The organism is Streptomyces sp. NPDC052079 (assembly GCF_040680275.1).
Classification (GTDB): Bacteria; Actinomycetota; Actinomycetes; order Streptomycetales; family Streptomycetaceae; genus Streptomyces.
Map to the genome: position 1 here is coordinate 53,379 of NZ_JBFAWL010000001.1, position 18,162 is coordinate 71,540.

Sequence of the window (18,162 nt, forward strand, 5' to 3'; positions counted from 1 at the left end):
ATGGGACTCGAAGAAAAGCTGCCGAGCGGATTCCTGCTGACCACCGTCGAGCAGGCCGCGGGCTGGGTGCGTAAATCGTCCGTCTTCCCCGCCACGTTCGGCCTCGCCTGCTGTGCCATCGAGATGATGACCACCGGCGCCGGCCGCTACGACCTGGCGCGCTTCGGCATGGAGGTCTTCCGCGGCTCACCGCGCCAGGCCGACCTCATGATCGTCGCCGGGCGGGTCAGCCAGAAGATGGCGCCGGTGCTCCGGCAGGTCTACGACCAGATGCCGAACCCCAAGTGGGTGATCTCCATGGGGGTCTGCGCCTCCTCGGGCGGCATGTTCAACAACTACGCGATCGTCCAGGGCGTCGACCACGTCGTCCCGGTCGACATCTATCTCCCCGGCTGCCCGCCCCGCCCCGAGATGCTGCTGGACGCCATTCTCAAGCTCCACCAGAAGATCCAGAGCTCCAAGCTCGGCGTGAACGCCGAGGAGGCGGCCCGCGAGGCGGAGGAGGCGGCGCTCAAGGCCCTGCCCACGATCGAGATGAAGGGGCTGCTGCGATGAGCGACGTGAACGGCAAGGGCGCGCCCGGTTCCGGAGGGGCCAACCCCGAGAAGGACCTCTCCGCCCAGAACCTCCCCGGCCGGCGGGGCGAGGGCGGCGAGGAGGTCCGCGTCCAGCGCGGGATGTTCGGCGCCAACAACGGCGGCGACACCTCCGGCTACGGCGGACTCGTCCGCTCGGTCCGGCTGCCCGGACCCGCCACCCGCCCCTACGGAGGCTGGTTCGACGAGGTCGCCGACGAACTGGAGGGCGCACTGGAGGAGCAGGACCTGCTCCCCGCCAACGCCATCGAGAAGACGGTCGTCGACCGCGGCGAACTCACCTTCCACATCGAGCGCGAGCACCTGGTCCGCGTGGCGCGGACCCTGCGCGACGACCCCGCCCTGCGCTTCGAGCTGTGCACCGGCGTCAGCGGTGTGCACTACCCGAACGACAAGGGCCGCGAGCTGCACGCCGTCTACCACCTGCGCTCGATCACCCACAACCGGGTGATCCGGCTCGAGGTCAGCGCCCCCGACAGCGACCCGCACATCCCGTCGCTGTTCGAGGTGTACCCGACGAACGACTGGCACGAGCGCGAGACGTACGACTTCTTCGGCATCGTCTTCGACGGTCACCCGGCCCTGACGCGGATCATGATGCCTGACGACTGGCAGGGCTTCCCGCAGCGCAAGGACTACCCCCTCGGCGGCATCCCCGTCGAGTACAAGGGCGCCCAGATCCCGGCTCCGGACCAGCGGAGGTCGTACTCGTGAGCACGCACGCCTCCCCCAGGGAGACCACCGAAGGAACCGTCTACACCGTCACCGGCGGCGACTGGGACGAGGTCGTCGAGACCGCGGCCCGGACCGACGACGAACGCATCGTCGTCAACATGGGTCCGCAGCACCCGTCCACCCACGGAGTGCTCCGGCTGATCCTGGAGATCGACGGCGAGACGGTCACCGAGGCCCGCTGCGGCATCGGCTACCTCCACACCGGCATCGAGAAGAACCTCGAGTACCGGACGTGGACCCAGGGCACCACGTTCGTGACGCGCATGGACTACCTGACGCCGTTCTTCAACGAGACGGCGTACTGCCTCGCGGTGGAGAAGCTCCTCGGCATCGAGGACCAGGTGCCCGACCGGGCCTCGATCATCAGGGTGCTCCTGATGGAGCTGAACCGGATCTCCTCCCACCTGGTGTGCATCGCCACCGGCGGCATGGAACTCGGGGCCACCACGATCATGATCTACGGATTCCGTGATCGTGAACTGGTTCTCGACATCTACGAGCTCATCACGGGCCTGAGGATGAACCACGCGTACATCCGCCCCGGCGGACTCGCCCTGGACCTGCCGCCCGGCGCGGTGGACCAGATCCGCGAGTTCGTGAAGAAGATGCGCAAGAACCTCCCGGAGTACGACAAGCTCGCCACCGGGAACCCCGTCTTCAAGGCCCGTATGCAGGACGTCGGCTACCTCGACCTGGCCGGCTGCATGGCCCTCGGCGCCACCGGCCCGATCCTGCGCTCCACCGGTCTGCCGCACGACCTGCGCAAGGCGCAGCCGTACTGCGGCTACGAGACCTACGACTTCGACATCCCGACCGCCGAGACCTGCGACTCCTACGGCCGCTTCCTGATCCGGCTGGAGGAGATGCGCCAGTCGCTGCGCATCGTCGAGCAGTGCCTGGACCGGCTCCAGCCCGGCCCGGTCATGGTCGAGGACAAGAAGATCGCCTGGCCCGCCCAGCTGGCCCTCGGCCCCGACGGACTGGGTAACTCCCTCGACCACATCAAGCAGATCATGGGCACCTCCATGGAGGCCCTGATCCACCACTTCAAGCTGGTCACCGAGGGCTTCCGGGTCCCGCCGGGACAGGCGTACACAGCGGTCGAGTCGCCCAAGGGCGAGCTCGGGGTGCATGTCGTCTCCGACGGCGGCACCCGCCCGTACCGGGTCCACTTCCGCGACCCGTCCTTCACCAACCTGCAGGCCATGGCGGCGATGTGCGAGGGCGGCCAGGTCGCCGACGTCATCGTCGCCGTCGCGTCCATCGACCCCGTGATGGGAGGCGTCGACCGGTGACCACCTCTTCTTCGGAGCGGGGCGTCAGCCTGGGCATGCCCGAACTGCCCGCGCCCGCCTACCCGGACGACGTCCGGGCCCGGCTGGAGTCCGACGCGCGCGAGGTCATCGCCCGCTACCCGGACTCCCGGTCCGCCCTCCTGCCGCTGCTGCACCTCGTGCAGTCGGAGGAGGGCCACGTCACGCGCACCGGTATGCAGTTCTGCGCGGACATGCTGGACCTGACCACCGCCGAGGTGACCGCGGTCGCCACCTTCTACACCATGTACCGGCGCCGGCCGAGCGGTGACTACCAGGTCGGGGTGTGCACCAACACCCTGTGCGCCGTCATGGGCGGCGACGCGATCTTCGAGGAGCTCCAGGAGCACCTGGGCGTCGGCAACGGCGAGACCACCGACGACGGCAAGGTCACCCTCGAGCACATCGAGTGCAACGCGGCCTGCGACTTCGCGCCCGTGGTGATGGTGAACTGGGAGTTCTTCGACAACCAGACCCCCGAGAGCGCCACACGCATGGTCGACGACCTGCGCGCCGGCCGCCCGGTCGCGCCCACGCGCGGGGCGCCCCTGTGCACCTTCAAGGAGACCGCCCGCATCCTGGCCGGATTCCCCGACGAGCGCGAGGGAGCCGTCGAGGCCACCGGAAGCGCCGGCCCCGCCTCCCTGATCGGTCTGAAGCTGGCCAAGGGGGAGGCCGCACCCGCGCGCGTGGTGCACCCGCGCGGTGAGGCGCCCCGGGACACCCCGCCGCACGAGCCGTCGCCCACCGAGCACCTCAGCTCGCACGACGCGCCGCAAGAGACGTCGGCCTCCGACCCGGCCCATCCGTCGCCCACCACCCTTGACGGAGGGGATTCGCCCCGCCCCTCCGGATCGTCGGGACCCGCTGCCGAGGAGGAGGAGTGATGACCTTGGCACCCGAACTCAAGGACATGAGCCCGGAGAAGCTGCTCGCACCCGTGCTGTCGGCCTTCTGGGACGAGGACAAGTCCTGGACGCTGGACGTCTACCGGAGGCACGAGGGATACGAGGGCCTCCGCAAGGCGCTCGCGATGTCACCGGACGACGTCATCGCGTACGTCAAGGAATCCGGTCTCCGCGGGCGCGGCGGCGCCGGCTTCCCGACGGGAATGAAGTGGCAGTTCATTCCCCAGGGAGACGGCAAGCCTCACTATCTTGTTGTCAACGCCGACGAGTCGGAGCCCGGAACGTGCAAGGACATTCCGCTCCTCTTCGCGAACCCGCACAGCCTCATCGAGGGCATCGTCATCGCGTGCTACGCCATCCGGTCGTCCCACGCCTTCATCTATCTGCGGGGTGAGGTCGTCCCCGTACTGCGGCGGCTGCACGAGGCCGTGCGCGAGGCCTACGCGGCCGGCTTCCTCGGCGAGAACATCCTGGGCAGCGGACTCGACCTCGAACTCACCGTGCACGCGGGCGCGGGCGCGTACATCTGCGGTGAGGAGACCGCACTGCTCGACTCGCTGGAAGGCCGGCGGGGTCAACCGCGGCTCCGTCCCCCCTTCCCTGCCGTCGCGGGCCTCTACGCGTGCCCGACTGTGGTGAACAACGTGGAATCGATCGCGTCGGTTCCCGCCATCATGAACCGGGGCAAGGAATGGTTCCGCTCGATGGGCAGCGAGAAGTCGCCCGGCTTCACGCTCTACTCCCTCAGCGGCCATGTCGCGAGCCCCGGACAGTACGAGGCGCCCCTCGGCATCACCCTGCGCCAACTGCTGGAGATGAGCGGCGGGATGCGGCCGGGCCACCGGCTGAAGTTCTGGACGCCCGGCGGCTCCTCGACGCCGATGTTCACCGACGAGCACCTCGACGTCCCCCTCGACTACGAGGGAGTCGGCGCCGCGGGTTCCATGCTCGGCACGAAGGCACTGCAGTGCTTCGACGAGACGACCTGCGTCGTCCGCGCCGTCACGCGCTGGACCGAGTTCTACGCCCACGAGTCCTGCGGCAAGTGCACCCCCTGCCGTGAGGGGACGTACTGGCTCGTCCAGCTGTTGAGGGACATCGAGGCCGGCAAGGGACAGATGGCCGACCTCGACAAGCTCAACGACATCGCCGACAACATCAACGGCAAGTCCTTCTGCGCCCTCGGCGACGGTGCCGCCTCGCCGATCTTCTCCTCGCTCAAGTACTTCCGCGAGGAGTACGAGCAGCACATCACGGGCCGCGGCTGCCCCTTCGACCCGGCCAAGTCGACGGCCTGGGCCGACCGTACGGAGGTGCACGCATGACTGTGACCACCAACGCTCCCTCCGGCGGGGGAGAAGCGGCGGTCCCGCCCGAGGACCTCGTCACGCTGACGATCGACGGCGCCGAGATCACCGTGCCCAAGGGCACCCTGGTCATCCGGGCCGCCGAGGAACTCGGCATCGAGATCCCCCGGTTCTGCGACCATCCGCTCCTCGACCCGGTCGGCGCCTGCCGCCAGTGCATCGTGGAGGTCGAGGGCCAGCGCAAGCCCATGGCCTCCTGCACCATCACCTGCACCGACGGCATGGTGGTGAAGACCCACCTCACCTCGCCGGTCGCCGAGAAGGCCCAGAAGGGTGTGATGGAGCTCCTGCTCATCAACCACCCCCTGGACTGCCCGGTCTGCGACAAGGGCGGTGAGTGCCCGCTGCAGAACCAGGCGATGTCGCACGGCCACGCCGAGTCCCGCTTCGAGGGCAAGAAGCGCACCTACGAGAAGCCCGTGGCGATCTCCACACAGGTGCTGCTCGACCGTGAGCGGTGCGTGCTGTGTGCCCGCTGCACCCGGTTCTCCAACCAGATCGCGGGCGACCCGATGATCGAACTGGTCGAGCGGGGCGCGCTCCAGCAGGTCGGCACCGGCGAGGGCGACCCGTTCGAGTCGTACTTCTCCGGCAACACCATCCAGATCTGCCCGGTCGGCGCGCTCACCTCGGCGGCCTACCGGTTCCGCTCCCGCCCCTTCGACCTGATCTCGTCGCCGTCGGTGTGCGAGCACTGCTCCGGCGGCTGCGCCACCCGCACCGACCACCGGCGCGGCAAGGTCATGCGGCGGCTCGCGGGCAACGACCCCGAGGTCAACGAGGAGTGGATCTGCGACAAGGGACGCTTCGCGTTCCGGTACGCGCAGCTGCGGGACCGCCTCGACACCCCGCTGGTGCGCAACGCGGAGGGCGAGCTGGAACCGGCGTCCTGGCCGGACGCGCTGCAGATCGCCGCCCAGGGGCTGCTGGCCTCGCGCGGCCGCACCGGTGTGCTGACCGGCGGCCGGCTGACCGTCGAGGACGCCTACGCGTACAGCAAGTTCGCCCGCGTGGCGCTCGCCACCAACGACATCGACTTCCGCGCGCGCGTGCACAGCGCCGAGGAGGCCGACTTCCTCGCCGCGCGGGTCGCCGGCCGCGGCCGGGATCTTGGGGGCACCTCCCGGACGGAGTCTGGGGGAGGCACCGGCGTCACGTACACCGCCCTGGAGAAGGCGCCCGCCGTCCTCCTGGTCGGGTTCGAGTCGGAGGAGGAGGCGCCCGGCGTCTTCCTGCGGCTGCGCAAGGCCTGGCGCGGGCACGGTCAGCAGACCTTCGCCCTCGCCACGCACGCCACGCGCGGACTCGAGAAGGCCGGAGGCACCCTGCTGCCGGCGGCGCCCGGTACCGAGACCGAATGGCTGGACGCGCTGTCGAGCGGTGTCGGCCTCCAGGACGACGGAGCCGCGGCCGCCGAGGCGCTGCGGGCCGACGGCGCGGTGATCGTCGTCGGCGAGCGGCTGGCCGCCGTACGGGGCGGACTGACCGCCGCCGTCCGGTTCGCCGCCGCGACCGGGGCGCGGCTGGCGTGGATCCCGCGCCGGGCCGGGGAGCGGGGCGCCATCGAGGCGGGCGCGCTGCCGGCGCTGCTGCCGGGCGGCCGCCCGGCGACCGACCCGCGCGCGCGTGAGGAGGTCGCCGCCCTCTGGGGCGTCGCGGAACTCCCGCACCGCTACGGCCGTGACACCGGCCAGATCGTCGAGGCGGCGGCCCGCGGTGAGCTCCAGGCGCTGCTGGTCGCGGGCGTGGAGGTCGCCGACCTGCCCGACCCGGCACGCGCGCGTGCCGCGCTCGCCGAGGCCGGGTTCGTGGTCTCGCTGGAGCTGCGGCCCAGCGAGGTCACCGAGCTCGCCGACGTCGTCCTGCCGGTCGCCGCGGTCGCCGAGAAGCCCGGCACCTTCCTCAACTGGGAAGGCAGGGTCCGCCTGTTCGAGGCGGCGCTCAAGCCCGACCAGATGACCCGGCGGCTGCCGCCCACCGACGCGCGGGTGCTGCAGATGCTGGCCGACGCCATGGACGTCCATCTGGGCCTGCCGGATCTGCGCACGATCCGCGCGGAGCTCGACCGGATCGGCGTCTGGGACGGTCCCCGCGCCACCGACCCGGCGGAGACCGCGGGCGCCCTGCCCCGGCCGGCCGCCGGGGAGGCCGTGCTCGCCGGCCACCGGCTGCTGCTCGACCACGGCCTTCTGCAGCTCGGTGACGAGGCGCTGGCCGGCACCCGGCACGCCGCCCGCGCGCGGGTGTCGGCCGCCACGGCCGCCGAGGTCGGCGTCAAGGACGGCGACCTGCTGTCGGTGACCGGCACCGCCGGGTCGGTGGTACTGCCCCTGGCCGTCACCGACATGCCCGACCGGGTGGTCTGGCTGCCGCTGAACTCCGTCGACGGCGGCGTCCCCTCCGGCACCGGGGAACTGCCCGGCTCCCTCGTCCGCATCGGCCCGGCGGCGCTCGCCGGCGAGGCCCCCAAGGAGGTGGAGGCATGAGCCCGTACCTCGCCGCTGAAGACCTGTCGATGTTCGGCCGCGATCCCTGGTGGCTGATCCTCGTCAAGGCGGTGTTCTGCTTCGCCTTCCTGATGGTGACCGTACTGATCTCCATCGTCATGGAGCGCAAGGTCGTCGCCTGGATGCAGCTGCGCATCGGCCCCAACCGGCACGGGCCCTGGGGCATGCTCCAGTCGCTCGCCGACGGCGTGAAGCTGATGCTGAAGGAGGACGTCGTCGTCAAGCGCGCGGACAAGGCGGTGTACGTCCTCGCGCCGATCGTCGCCGCCGTCCCCGCCTTCATGGCGTTCGCGGTGATCCCCTTCGGGCCGGCCGGCAACGAGATCTCGATCTTCGGCCAGCGCACCACGATGCAGCTCACCGACCTGCCGATCGCGGCGCTCTACATCCTCGCGGTCGCCTCGGTCGGCATCTACGGCATCGTCCTGGCGGGCTGGAGCTCCGGCTCCACCTATCCGCTGCTGGGCGGTCTGCGCTCCTGCGCGCAGATGATCTCGTACGAGATCGCCATGGGCGCCGCGTTCGCCTCCGTGTTCCTGTACTCCGGTTCGATGTCGACCTCGACGATCGTCGAGCAGCAGAACGACCGCTGGTACATCGTGCTGCTGCCGGTCTCCTTCCTCATCTACATGGTCACGATGGTCGGCGAGACCAACCGCGCCCCCTTCGACATGCCGGAGTCCGAGGGCGACCTGGTCGGCGGCTTCAACACCGAGTACTCGTCCATCAAGTTCGCGATGTTCATGCTGGCCGAGTACATCAACATGGTGACCGTCTCGGCCGTCGCCGTGACGCTCTTCCTGGGCGGCTGGCGGGCCCCATGGCCCGTCAGCACCTTCTGGGAGGGCGCCAACCACGGCTGGTGGCCGATGCTCTGGTTCACCGGCAAGCTGCTGACCTTGCTGTTCGGTTTCGTCTGGCTGCGCGGCACGCTCCCGCGGGTCCGCTACGACCAGCTGATGAGGCTCGGCTGGAAGGTCCTCATCCCGGTCTCCCTGGTGTGGCTGATGGCGGTCGCGACCGTGCGGGCGCTGCGGAACGAGAACTACGACTTCGCGGACATCGCGCTCTACATCGCCGGAGGCGTCCTCGCCCTGCTGCTGCTCTCCTTCGTCGCCGACATGTTCCGGTCGCGGGCGAAGGAGTCCGAGCGGCCCGAGGGCCCGCCCGCCTTCGACCCCATGGCGGGCGGGTTCCCCGTACCGCCGCTGCCGGGACAGGAGGTGCCGCCGGTGCCGCGACGCCGTTCGCACCGGGAGCGGGAACTGATTGTCAGTGGCGGCCCCGATACTCAGAGTGACGAATCTCTGCACGGACCTACGGATGGAAAGGAGGCGTCCGATGGCTGAGGAGCCCAAGGAGGCCAGGCCCGCGTCGCCCGGTTTCCTGAACCCCGTGGCCGGCTTCGGCGTGACCTTCAAGGCCATGTTCAAGAAGCGGCTGACCGAGCAGTACCCGGAGCAGCAGAAGACCACCGCTCCGCGCTTCCACGGACGGCACCAGCTCAACCGCCATCCGGACGGCCTGGAGAAGTGCGTCGGCTGCGAGCTGTGCGCCTGGGCCTGCCCCGCCGACGCGATCTACGTCGAGGGCGCGGACAACACCGAGGAGGAGCGCTACTCGCCCGGCGAGCGGTACGGCCGCGTCTACCAGATCAACTACGCCCGCTGCATCCTGTGCGGCCTGTGCATCGAGGCGTGCCCGACGCGCGCGCTCACGATGACCAACGAGTTCGAGCTGGCGGACTCCAGCCGCGCCAACCTCATCTACACCAAGGAGCAGCTGCTCGCCGGTCTGGAGGAGGGCATGGTCGACTCCCCGCACGCCATGTACCCGGGCACCGACGAGCAGGACTACTACCGGGGCCTGGTGACCGAGGCCGCGCCCGGTACGGAGCAGCAGGTCGCCCACTCCAAGGGCGAGGTGGTGCAGGAGGCCGCCTCGACGTTCGGGCCGGAGGAACCGGCGTCGGATGAGGTGATCAGGCGATGACCGGAATGCTCGCCGCCTACTCCACCTCCACCGGAGAGGCCTTCCAGTTCTGGGTCCTCGGCACGGTCGCCGTGATCGGCGCCCTGTGCACCGTGTTCATGCGGCGGGCCGTGCACAGCGCGCTCTGCCTCGCCGGCACGATGATCGTCCTTGCGGTATTCTACCTGGCCAACGGCGCCTACTTCCTGGGCGTCGTCCAGATCGTCGTCTACACCGGCGCGGTCATGATGCTGTTCCTGTTCGTGGTGATGCTGGTCGGCGTCACCGCGGCGGACTCCCTGAAGGAGACCATCAAGGGCCAGCGCTGGCTGGCCCTGCTGTGCGGTCTCGGCTTCGGCGTCCTGCTGGTCGGCGGGATCGGCAACGCCTCGCTCAACGAGTTCAGCGGCATCGGCGAGGCGAACGCGGGCGGCAATGTGGAGGGGCTCGCGGCCCTCCTGTTCACCAAGTACGTCTTCGCCTTCGAGATCACCGGCGCCCTGCTCATCACGGCCGCCGTCGGCGCCATGGTGCTCACCCACCGCGAGCGCACCGAACGCGCCAAGACCCAAAGGGAGCTGGCCGAGCAGCGGGTCCGCGAGGGCAAGTACATGCCGCCGCTCCCGGCGCCCGGCGTGTACGCGCGGCACAACGCCGTGGACATTGCCGGCCTGCTGCCCGACGGCACCCCGTCCGACCTCACCGTCAGCAAGACGCTGCGGGAGCGCGGACAGGTCCGTGACGTGTCGCAGGAGGCGCTCAACGATCTGCGGGCGCTGGAGCAGCGCGCGGAGGAACGCCTGGAGCGCAAGGTGATCGAGGCGCCGACGTTCAAGCGGGCCGAGGAGGCGTCGAAGTGAACCCGGTCAACTATCTGTACCTCGCCGCGCTGCTGTTCACGATCGGCGCCACCGGTGTGCTGATCCGGCGCAACGCGATCGTGGTCTTCATGTGCGTCGAGCTCATGCTCAACGCCTGCAATCTCGCGTTCGTCGCCTTCTCCCGGATGCACGGCAACCTCGACGGCCAGGTCATCGCCTTCTTCACGATGGTGGTCGCCGCCGCGGAGGTCGTGGTCGGGCTGGCGATCATCGTGTCCCTGTTCCGTTCCCGCCACTCGGCCTCGGTCGACGACGCCAGCCTGATGAAGCTGTGAGGGGCTGCTGAATCGTGGAGAACCTGATTGCGCTGCTGGTGGCGGCGCCTCTGCTCGGAGCTGCGGTCCTGCTGTGCGGCGGACGCCGGCTGGACGCCGTGGGCCACTGGATCGGCACGCTGCTCGCGGCCGTCTCCTTCGTGATCGGCCTGGTGCTCTTCACCGGTCTGCTGGGCAAGGGCGCCGAGGAACGCACCGTCACGCAGCACCTGTACAGCTGGATCCCGGTGGAGGGCTTCCAGGCCGACGTCGCCTTCCGGCTGGACCAGCTGTCGATGACGTTCGTCCTGTTGATCACCGGCGTCGGCTCGCTGATCCACCTGTACTCCGTCGGGTACATGGAGCACGACGAGCGCCGCCGCCGCTTCTTCGGCTATCTGAACCTCTTCCTCGCGGCGATGCTGATCCTCGTCCTCGCCGACAACTACCTGCTGCTGTACGTCGGCTGGGAGGGCGTCGGTCTCGCCTCCTACCTGCTGATCGGCTTCTGGCAGCACAAGCCCAGCGCCGCCACGGCCGCCAAGAAGGCCTTCCTGGTCAACCGCGTCGGCGACATGGGCCTGTCCATCGCGATCATGATGATGTTCCTGTGGTTCGGCACCTTCGCCTTCGGGCCGGTGCTCGGCGGCCAGGGGGAGGCCGGTCTCGCCGGTGAGGCGGGCGAGGGCAAGCTGACCGCCATCGCGCTGATGCTGCTGCTCGCCGCCTGCGGCAAGTCCGCCCAGGTGCCGCTGCAGTCCTGGCTCGGGGACGCGATGGAGGGCCCGACCCCGGTCTCGGCCCTGATCCACGCCGCGACGATGGTGACGGCGGGCGTGTACCTGATCGTCCGCTCCGCCGCCGTCTTCAACGGCGCTCCCGACGCCCAACTGGTCGTCACCGTCGTCGGCGCGGTGACGCTGCTGTTCGGTGCGATCGTCGGTTGCGCGAAGGACGACATCAAGAAGGCACTGGCCGGCTCGACCATGTCGCAGATCGGCTACATGGTGCTGGCCGCGGGCCTGGGCCCGATCGGCTACGTCTTCGCGATCATGCACCTGGTGACGCACGGCTTCTTCAAGGCCGGCCTGTTCCTCGGCGCCGGTTCGGTGATGCACGGCATGAACGACGAGGTCGACATGCGCCGCTACGGCGGCCTCAGGAAGTACATGCCGGTCACGTTCGTCACGTTCGGGCTCGGCTATCTCGCGATCATCGGCTTCCCGGGTCTGTCCGGCTTCTTCTCCAAGGACAAGATCATCGAGGCGGCGTTCGCCAAGGGCGGCACCGAGGGCTGGATCCTGGGTGCCTGTGCCCTGCTGGGCGCGGCCATCACCGCGTTCTACATGACGCGCGTGATGCTGATGACGTTCTTCGGCGAGGAGCGCTGGCGCAACGCGCCGACGCCGTCCCCGGCGGCGCCGGATGTGGAGCCGGCCGCGCAGACGCGGGGCGCCTACGAGCCGCCGCACCCGCACGAGTCGCCGAGGTCCATGACGATCCCGATGATCGTGCTGGCCGTCGGATCGGTCGCGGGCGGTGCCTTCTTCAGCATCGGCGACCGCTTCGTGCACTGGCTGGAGCCCGTCACCGGGCACGCCCACGGCCACCCGCCGGTCAGCGCCCTGACGGTGACGCTCTCCACGGTCGCCGTGATGGTCATCGGCGTGGCGATCGCCTGGGCCCAGTACGGGCGCCGTCCGGTGCCGGCCGTCGCCCCGCGCGGGTCGCTGCTCACCCGGGCCGCCCGGCGCGACCTGCTCCAGGACGACTTCAACCACGTGGTCCTGGTGCGCGGCGGTGAACACCTCACCCGCTCGCTGGTGTATGTGGACCACACCCTGGTCGACGGGGTCGTCAACGGCACGGCGGCCTTCATGGGCGGCCTGTCCGGGCGGATGCGCAGGCTGCAGAACGGCTTCGCGCGGTCCTACGCGGTCTCCATGTTCGGCGGCGCGGCGGTCCTCGTCGCCGCGACCCTGCTGATGAGGGCGGTCTGATACCGATGTCCTTTCCTCTGCTGACAGCGACGGCGGCGCTCCCGGCCATCGGGGCGATCGCCACGGCCGCCGTGCCGGCCGCGAAGCGCCCGGCCGCCAAGTGGCTGGCCCTGCTGTTCTCGCTCGCCACGCTCGCCCTGGCGATCACGATCCTGGTCCGCTTCGACCCGGGCGGTGACCGTTACCAGCTCACCGAGTCCCATGCCTGGATCGCGGACTTCGGTGTCCGCTACGAACTGGGTGTGGACGGCATCGCGGTGGCGCTGATCGCGCTGACCGCCCTGCTGATCCCCTTCATCGTCCTCGCGGGCTGGCACGACGCCGACCCGCTGGAGACGGGGAGCAGGAGGTGGCGGCCGACGCAGGGCTTCTTCGCCCTGATCCTGGCCGTCGAGGCGATGGTGATCCTCTCCTTCGAGGCCACCGACGTCTTCCTGTTCTACATCTTCTTCGAAGCCATGCTGATCCCGTTGTACTTCCTCATCGGAGGCTTCGGGGACCGTGCCCACGAGCACGGCGAGGAGAAGGCGGCGACCCAGCGGTCGTACGCGGCGGTGAAGTTCCTGCTGTACAACCTGGCCGGCGGTCTGGTCATGCTGGCCGCGGTGATCGGGCTGTACGTGGTCGCGGGGAACTTCTCGCTCACGGAGATCGCCGAGGCCCGGGCGAGCGGTGAGCTGAACCTGGCGACCAGCACCGAGCGCTGGCTGTTCCTCGGCTTCTTCTTCGCCTTCGCCGTGAAGGCGCCGCTGTGGCCGCTGCACACCTGGCTGCCCAACGCCATGCAGGAGTCCACCGCGCCGGTGGCCGTGCTGATCACGGCGGTCGTCGACAAGGTGGGCACCTTCGCCATGCTCCGCTTCTGCCTCGGGCTGTTCCCGGAGGCGAGCAAGTGGGCGACACCGGCGATCCTCGTCCTGGCGCTCATCAGCATCATCTACGGCGCGCTGCTCGCGGTCGGCCAGCGCGACATCAAGCGCCTGATCGCGTACGCCTCGATCTCGCACTTCGGCTTCATCATCATGGGCATCTTCGCCATGACCAGCCAGGGCCAGTCCGGTGCGACGCTCTACATGGTCAACCACGGCATCTCGACCGCCGTGCTGATGCTGATCGCCGGATTCCTGATCTCGCGGCGCGGTTCGCGGCTCATCGCCGACTTCGGCGGTGTCCAGAAGGTCGCCCCGGTGCTCGCCGGGACCTTTCTGATCGGCGGCCTCGCGACCCTCTCACTGCCGGGGCTCGCGCCCTTCGTCAGTGAGTTCCTGGTCCTGGTCGGCACGTTCACCCGCTACCCGGTGATCGGGATCATCGCCACCTTCGGCATCGTCCTCGCCGCGCTCTACACCCTCGTCCTCTACCAGCGGACGATGACGGGCCCGGTGAAGCCCGAGGTGGCCACGATGCCCGACCTGAGGGTGCGGGAGATCGCGGTGGTGGCGCCGCTGGTCGTGCTGCTGGTGTTCCTAGGCGTCTATCCGAAGCCCGTCAGTGACGTCGTGAACCCGGCGGTGAAGCACACCATGTCCGACGTGGAGAAGAAGGACCCCCAGCCCGAGGTGGAGGCGGCGAAGTGAGCACAGCAGCAGCCGTCCACAGCCTGTGGACAACGGCGGCGGCCGACCCGATCTCGAAGATCGACGCGCCCAGGATCGAGTACGGGCAGCTCGCCCCCACCCTGATCGTCGTCGGCGCGGCGGTCGTCGGGATCCTGGTGGAGGCGTTCGTCCCTCGAAAGTCCCGCTACTACGCACAGATGTTCGTCTCCGTGGTGGCGCTCGCCGCCGCGTTCGCCGCGGTCGTGGCCCTCGCCGCGAACGGCTACGCCACCACCAAGGCGGGCATCGCGGCGATGGGCGCCATCGCCGTCGACGGACCGGCCCTGTTCCTGCAGGGCACGATCCTGCTGACGGCCCTGGTCGGCCTGTTCACCTTCGCCGAGCGGCGGCTGGACCCGGAAGCGCACGGCAACCGCGTCGACTCCTTCGCCGCGCAGCCCGCGTCCGTACCGGGCAGCGACAGCGAGAAGAGGGCCGTCAAGGCCGGGTTCACCACCACCGAGGTCTTCCCGCTGCTGCTCTTCGCGGTCGCCGGCATGCTGGTCTTCCCGGCCGCCAACGACCTGCTGACGCTGTTCGTGGCGCTGGAGGTCCTCTCCCTCCCGCTGTACCTGCTGTGCGCGCTGGCCCGCCGCAAGCGGCTGATGTCGCAGGAGGCCGCGGTCAAGTACTTCCTGCTCGGCGCCTTCGCCTCCGCGTTCACGCTGTTCGGCATCGCCCTGCTGTACGGCTACGCGGGCTCGATGTCGTACGCCACGATCGCGCAGGTCGTCGACGGCACCGTCCCGGAGGTCACCCCGGCACTCGCCGACACCATGGGCAACGACGCGCTGCTGCTGATCGGCGCCGCGCTGCTGGTCATGGGCCTGCTGTTCAAGGTCGGCGCCGTGCCCTTCCACATGTGGACGCCCGACGTGTACCAGGGCGCCCCGACGCCGGTGACGGGCTTCATGGCGGCGGCGACCAAGGTGGCCGCGTTCGGCGCGCTGCTGCGGATCCTGTACGTCCTGCTGCCGGGCCTGCGCTGGGACTGGCGGCCGGTCATGTGGGCCGTGGCGATCGTCACCATGGTGGTCGGCGCGATCGTCGCGATCACACAGACCGACATCAAGCGGCTGCTGGCGTACTCGGCGATCTCGCACGCGGGCTTCATCCTCGCGGGTGTCATCGCGGCCAATCCGTCGGGCATCTCGTCCGTGCTGTTCTACCTGGCGGCGTACTCGTTCGTGACGGTCGGCGCTTTCGCGGTGGTCACGCTGGTCCGGGACGCGGGCGGTGAGGCGACGCACCTGTCGAAGTGGGCGGGGCTCGGCCGCCGCTCCCCGCTGGTCGCGGCGGTGTTCGCCGTCTTCCTGCTGGCCTTCGCGGGCATTCCGCTGACCTCCGGCTTCGCCGGGAAGTTCGCCGTCTTCAAGGCGGCCGCGGAGGGCGGAGCCGTCCCGCTGGTCGTCGTCGGTGTGATCGCGTCGGCGATCGCGGCGTTCTTCTACATCCGTGTCATCGTCCTGATGTTCTTCAGCGAGCCGCGCCCCGAGGGCCCGACCGTCGCAGTGCCGTCACCGCTGACGATGACGGCTATCGGGGTCGGTGTGGCGGTCACGGTGGTGCTCGGTGTGGCACCGCAGTACTTCCTGGAGCTGGCCGGCGACGCGGGCGTGTTCGTCCGCTGACACCGCGCCGAAGGGCGGCGGAGCGGCCCGGTACCCATGGGGGGTGCCGGGCCGCTCCGCCGTTCCGGGCGGGCCTGTGGATAACTCGGGGCCTGTCGGTGCGGGCGCCTATCGTGGACGCAGTGGTCGAGGGACGACGCACGGGGGACGGGACGATGCAGGGGACGGGCGGTATCGCCGAGATGGCAGTGACGGATGGTGAGGCGCTGGCGGCGCTGCACCGGGTGTTCGGGTACGAGGCGTTCCGCGGTGAGCAAGAAGCGGTCGTCGACCATGTGATCGCGGGCGGCGACGCCGTCGTGCTCATGCCGACCGGTGGCGGCAAATCGCTGTGCTACCAGATCCCGGCCCTGGTCAGACCGGGTACGGGGGTCGTCGTCTCCCCGCTGATCGCCCTGATGCAGGACCAGGTGGACGCGCTGCGTGCGCTGGGCGTGCGCGCCGGGTTCATGAACTCCACGCAGGACTTCGACGAGCGGCGGGTGGTCGAGGCGGAGTTCCTCGCCGGCGAGCTGGACCTGCTGTATCTCGCGCCGGAGCGGCTGCGGCTGGACAGCACCCTGGATCTGCTCTCACGCGGCAAGATCTCCGTCTTCGCCGTCGACGAGGCGCACTGCGTGTCCCAGTGGGGGCACGACTTCCGCCCGGACTACCTCTCGCTGTCCCTGCTGGGCGAGCGGTGGCCGGACGTCCCCCGCATCGCGCTCACGGCGACGGCCACGGACGCCACGCACCGGGAGATCACCGACCGGCTGAGGATGCCGGAGGCCCGGCACTTCGTGGCCAGCTTCGACCGGCCCAACATCCAGTACCGGGTCGTGCCCAAGGCCGACCCCAGGAAGCAGCTGCTGAGCTTTCTGCGCGAGGAGCACGCCGGGGACGCGGGCATCGTCTACTGCCTCTCGCGCGCCTCGGTGGACAAGACGGCCGAGTTCCTCTCGCGCAACGGCATCGAGGCGGTGCCGTACCACGCGGGCCTGGACGCGGGGACGCGCGCGGCGCATCAGGCGCGCTTTCTGCGGGAAGAGGGGCTGGTCGTGGTGGCGACCATCGCCTTCGGTATGGGCATCGACAAGCCGGACGTCCGGTTCGTCGCCCACCTCGACCTGCCCAAGTCGGTGGAGGGCTACTACCAGGAGACCGGACGCGCGGGGCGGGACGGACTGCCGTCCACGGCCTGGATGGCCTACGGGCTCAACGACGTCATACAGCAGCGGAAGCTGATCCAGTCGGGGGAGGGCGACGAGGCGTTCCGGCGGCGGGCCAACCAGCATCTGGACGCCATGCTGGCGCTGTGCGAGACGGTCCGGTGCCGGCGCGGACAGCTCCTCGCCTACTTCGGCCAGGAGGCCGGCCCGGGGGGCTGCGGCAACTGCGACACCTGTCTCACACCGCCGGAGACCTGGGACGGGACCGTCGCGGCGCAGAAGGTGCTGTCGACGGTGGTGCGGCTGCAGCGGGAGCGCGGGCAGAAGTTCGGCGCGGTGCAGATCGTGGACATCCTGCTCGGGCGGCGTACCGCCAAGGTCATCCAGTTCGACCACGACCAGCTGTCGGTGTTCGGCATCGGTGAGGAGCTGAGCGAGGCGGAGTGGCGCGGTGTCGTGCGGCAGCTGCTCGCCCAGGGGCTGCTCGCCGTCGAGGGGGAGTACGGCACGCTCGTGCTGACCGAGGCCAGCGGGGCGGTGCTGCGGCGGGAGCGGGAGGTGCCGCTGCGGAAGGAGCCGGAGAGGCCGGTGGCGCGTGGCGCGGGCGGCGGGCGGGGCGAGCGGAAGGCCAAGGCGCCCGTGGCCGAGCTGGCCGAGGAGCTGCAGCCCGCGTTCGAGGCGTTGCGGGCTTGGCGGGCGGAGCGGGCGCGGGAGCAGGGGGTTCCGGCGTATGTCATCTTCCACGACGCCACGCTGCGGGAGATTGCCACGGTGTGGCCGACGTCGGTGGAGGAGCTTGCGGGGGTCAGTGGGGTGGGGGAGAAGAAGCTGGTGACGTACGGGGAGGGGGTGGTGGGGGTGCTGGCCGGGTTGGCGGCGCCGGGAGCCGGGGCAGATCCCGGTCGCGCCGACGAGTGGCCCGCGGAGGAGCCGGAGCCCGACTGGACATAGGCGCCGGGCGCCGGGGCTGGGCGGGGGTGGTTGCGCAGCCCGGCGGTTGCGGGGTGCCGGTGCGCCCACCCTCCCCCACTCTCGGCTTCGCTCGAGCGGGGGGACCCCCATCGCCCTGCGGCACGACTGCCCGCACTGGGCGCGTCAGGGAGTGCGGTCAGGGCCGGGACCAACGTGACCAGGGCTGCTGCGGTTGTTGTCAGGGCGCGGTGGTGGCGGTCTAGGCGGCTCGGGGGCGTGCGGGGGGCGAGAGGGTACGGCGTACAGACGTGCACACCGCCCGGCGCCAATTATGACGGCGA

General features: G+C 70.1%; 14 protein-coding genes. All 14 read left to right on the forward strand.

All coding sequences use genetic code 11. The features are described 5' to 3' along the window. The 14 genes from AB0L56_RS00295 to recQ all read left to right on the forward strand — a co-directional run bounded on the left by AB0L56_RS00295 (position 1) and on the right by recQ (position 17,860). Positions 1–555: an NADH-quinone oxidoreductase subunit B family protein gene (locus AB0L56_RS00295; RefSeq protein WP_030565381.1), complete on the forward strand. Its 555-nt coding sequence runs from the start codon at positions 1–3 to the stop codon at positions 553–555. Further along, the gene (locus AB0L56_RS00300; protein ID WP_361031113.1) at positions 552–1,310 is read left to right on the forward strand and encodes an NADH-quinone oxidoreductase subunit C; all 759 of its coding nucleotides are present in this window, start codon (positions 552–554) and stop codon (positions 1,308–1,310) included. The genes AB0L56_RS00295 and AB0L56_RS00300 overlap by 4 nt, the downstream gene beginning before the upstream one ends. Continuing rightward, entirely contained in the window at positions 1,307–2,626 is a 1,320-nt protein-coding gene (locus tag AB0L56_RS00305; RefSeq protein ID WP_365417299.1) for an NADH-quinone oxidoreductase subunit D, read from the forward strand. Before AB0L56_RS00300 ends, AB0L56_RS00305 begins: the two co-directional genes overlap by 4 nt. Next, positions 2,623–3,531: an NADH-quinone oxidoreductase subunit NuoE gene (gene nuoE, locus AB0L56_RS00310; RefSeq protein ID WP_365417302.1), complete on the forward strand. Its 909-nt coding sequence runs from the start codon at positions 2,623–2,625 to the stop codon at positions 3,529–3,531. The genes AB0L56_RS00305 and nuoE overlap by 4 nt, the downstream gene beginning before the upstream one ends. Beyond that, on the forward strand, positions 3,528–4,877 hold the full coding sequence (gene nuoF, locus AB0L56_RS00315; protein WP_365417305.1) for an NADH-quinone oxidoreductase subunit NuoF: 1,350 nt from the start codon (positions 3,528–3,530) through the stop codon (positions 4,875–4,877). The genes nuoE and nuoF overlap by 4 nt, the downstream gene beginning before the upstream one ends. Then, a complete protein-coding gene (locus tag AB0L56_RS00320) occupies positions 4,874–7,405 on the forward strand; it encodes an NADH-quinone oxidoreductase subunit G (protein WP_365417308.1) in 2,532 nt (843 codons plus the stop codon). Before nuoF ends, AB0L56_RS00320 begins: the two co-directional genes overlap by 4 nt. Then, positions 7,402–8,775, forward strand: coding sequence for an NADH-quinone oxidoreductase subunit NuoH (nuoH, locus tag AB0L56_RS00325; protein ID WP_365417310.1), 1,374 nt, complete (start codon positions 7,402–7,404; stop codon positions 8,773–8,775). Before AB0L56_RS00320 ends, nuoH begins: the two co-directional genes overlap by 4 nt. Beyond that, positions 8,768–9,418, forward strand: coding sequence for an NADH-quinone oxidoreductase subunit NuoI (gene nuoI / locus AB0L56_RS00330; protein WP_361031132.1), 651 nt, complete (start codon positions 8,768–8,770; stop codon positions 9,416–9,418). The genes nuoH and nuoI overlap by 8 nt, the downstream gene beginning before the upstream one ends. Further along, complete coding sequence (locus tag AB0L56_RS00335; protein WP_361031135.1) at positions 9,415–10,257, forward strand: NADH-quinone oxidoreductase subunit J; 843 nt, start codon at positions 9,415–9,417, stop codon at positions 10,255–10,257. Before nuoI ends, AB0L56_RS00335 begins: the two co-directional genes overlap by 4 nt. After that, positions 10,254–10,553, forward strand: coding sequence for an NADH-quinone oxidoreductase subunit NuoK (gene nuoK / locus AB0L56_RS00340; RefSeq protein WP_037929353.1), 300 nt, complete (start codon positions 10,254–10,256; stop codon positions 10,551–10,553). Before AB0L56_RS00335 ends, nuoK begins: the two co-directional genes overlap by 4 nt. A 14-nt stretch (positions 10,554–10,567) precedes the next feature. Beyond that, a complete protein-coding gene (gene nuoL / locus AB0L56_RS00345; RefSeq protein WP_365417314.1) occupies positions 10,568–12,532 on the forward strand; it encodes an NADH-quinone oxidoreductase subunit L in 1,965 nt (654 codons plus the stop codon). Positions 12,533–12,537: 5 nt separating this feature from the next. Then, on the forward strand, positions 12,538–14,109 hold the full coding sequence (locus tag AB0L56_RS00350) for an NADH-quinone oxidoreductase subunit M (RefSeq protein ID WP_365417317.1): 1,572 nt from the start codon (positions 12,538–12,540) through the stop codon (positions 14,107–14,109). Beyond that, positions 14,106–15,761, forward strand: a complete 1,656-nt coding sequence (gene nuoN / locus AB0L56_RS00355) for an NADH-quinone oxidoreductase subunit NuoN (RefSeq protein ID WP_365417320.1) — start codon at positions 14,106–14,108, stop codon at positions 15,759–15,761. The genes AB0L56_RS00350 and nuoN overlap by 4 nt, the downstream gene beginning before the upstream one ends. A gap of 155 nt (positions 15,762–15,916) precedes the next feature. Then, positions 15,917–17,860 carry a DNA helicase RecQ gene (gene recQ, locus AB0L56_RS00360; protein ID WP_365418782.1) on the forward strand — a complete coding sequence of 648 codons (1,944 nt, stop codon included), beginning with the start codon at positions 15,917–15,919 and terminating at the stop codon, positions 17,858–17,860. Positions 17,861–18,162 lie beyond the last annotated feature (302 nt).

Excerpts from the sequence above, each read along its gene's own strand:
- nuoI (WP_361031132.1), top strand. The coding sequence starts at position 8,768 with ATGGCTGAGGAGCCCAAGGAGGCCAGGCCCGCGTCGCCCGGTTTCCTG.
- AB0L56_RS00335 (WP_361031135.1), top strand. The coding sequence starts at position 9,415 with ATGACCGGAATGCTCGCCGCCTACTCCACCTCCACCGGAGAGGCCTTC.
- AB0L56_RS00320 (WP_365417308.1), top strand. The coding sequence starts at position 4,874 with ATGACTGTGACCACCAACGCTCCCTCCGGCGGGGGAGAAGCGGCGGTC.
- nuoH (WP_365417310.1), top strand. The coding sequence starts at position 7,402 with ATGAGCCCGTACCTCGCCGCTGAAGACCTGTCGATGTTCGGCCGCGAT.
- AB0L56_RS00300 (WP_361031113.1), top strand. The coding sequence starts at position 552 with ATGAGCGACGTGAACGGCAAGGGCGCGCCCGGTTCCGGAGGGGCCAAC.
- AB0L56_RS00350 (WP_365417317.1), top strand. The coding sequence starts at position 12,538 with ATGTCCTTTCCTCTGCTGACAGCGACGGCGGCGCTCCCGGCCATCGGG.
- recQ (WP_365418782.1), top strand. The coding sequence starts at position 15,917 with ATGCAGGGGACGGGCGGTATCGCCGAGATGGCAGTGACGGATGGTGAG.
- AB0L56_RS00295 (WP_030565381.1), top strand. The coding sequence starts at position 1 with ATGGGACTCGAAGAAAAGCTGCCGAGCGGATTCCTGCTGACCACCGTC.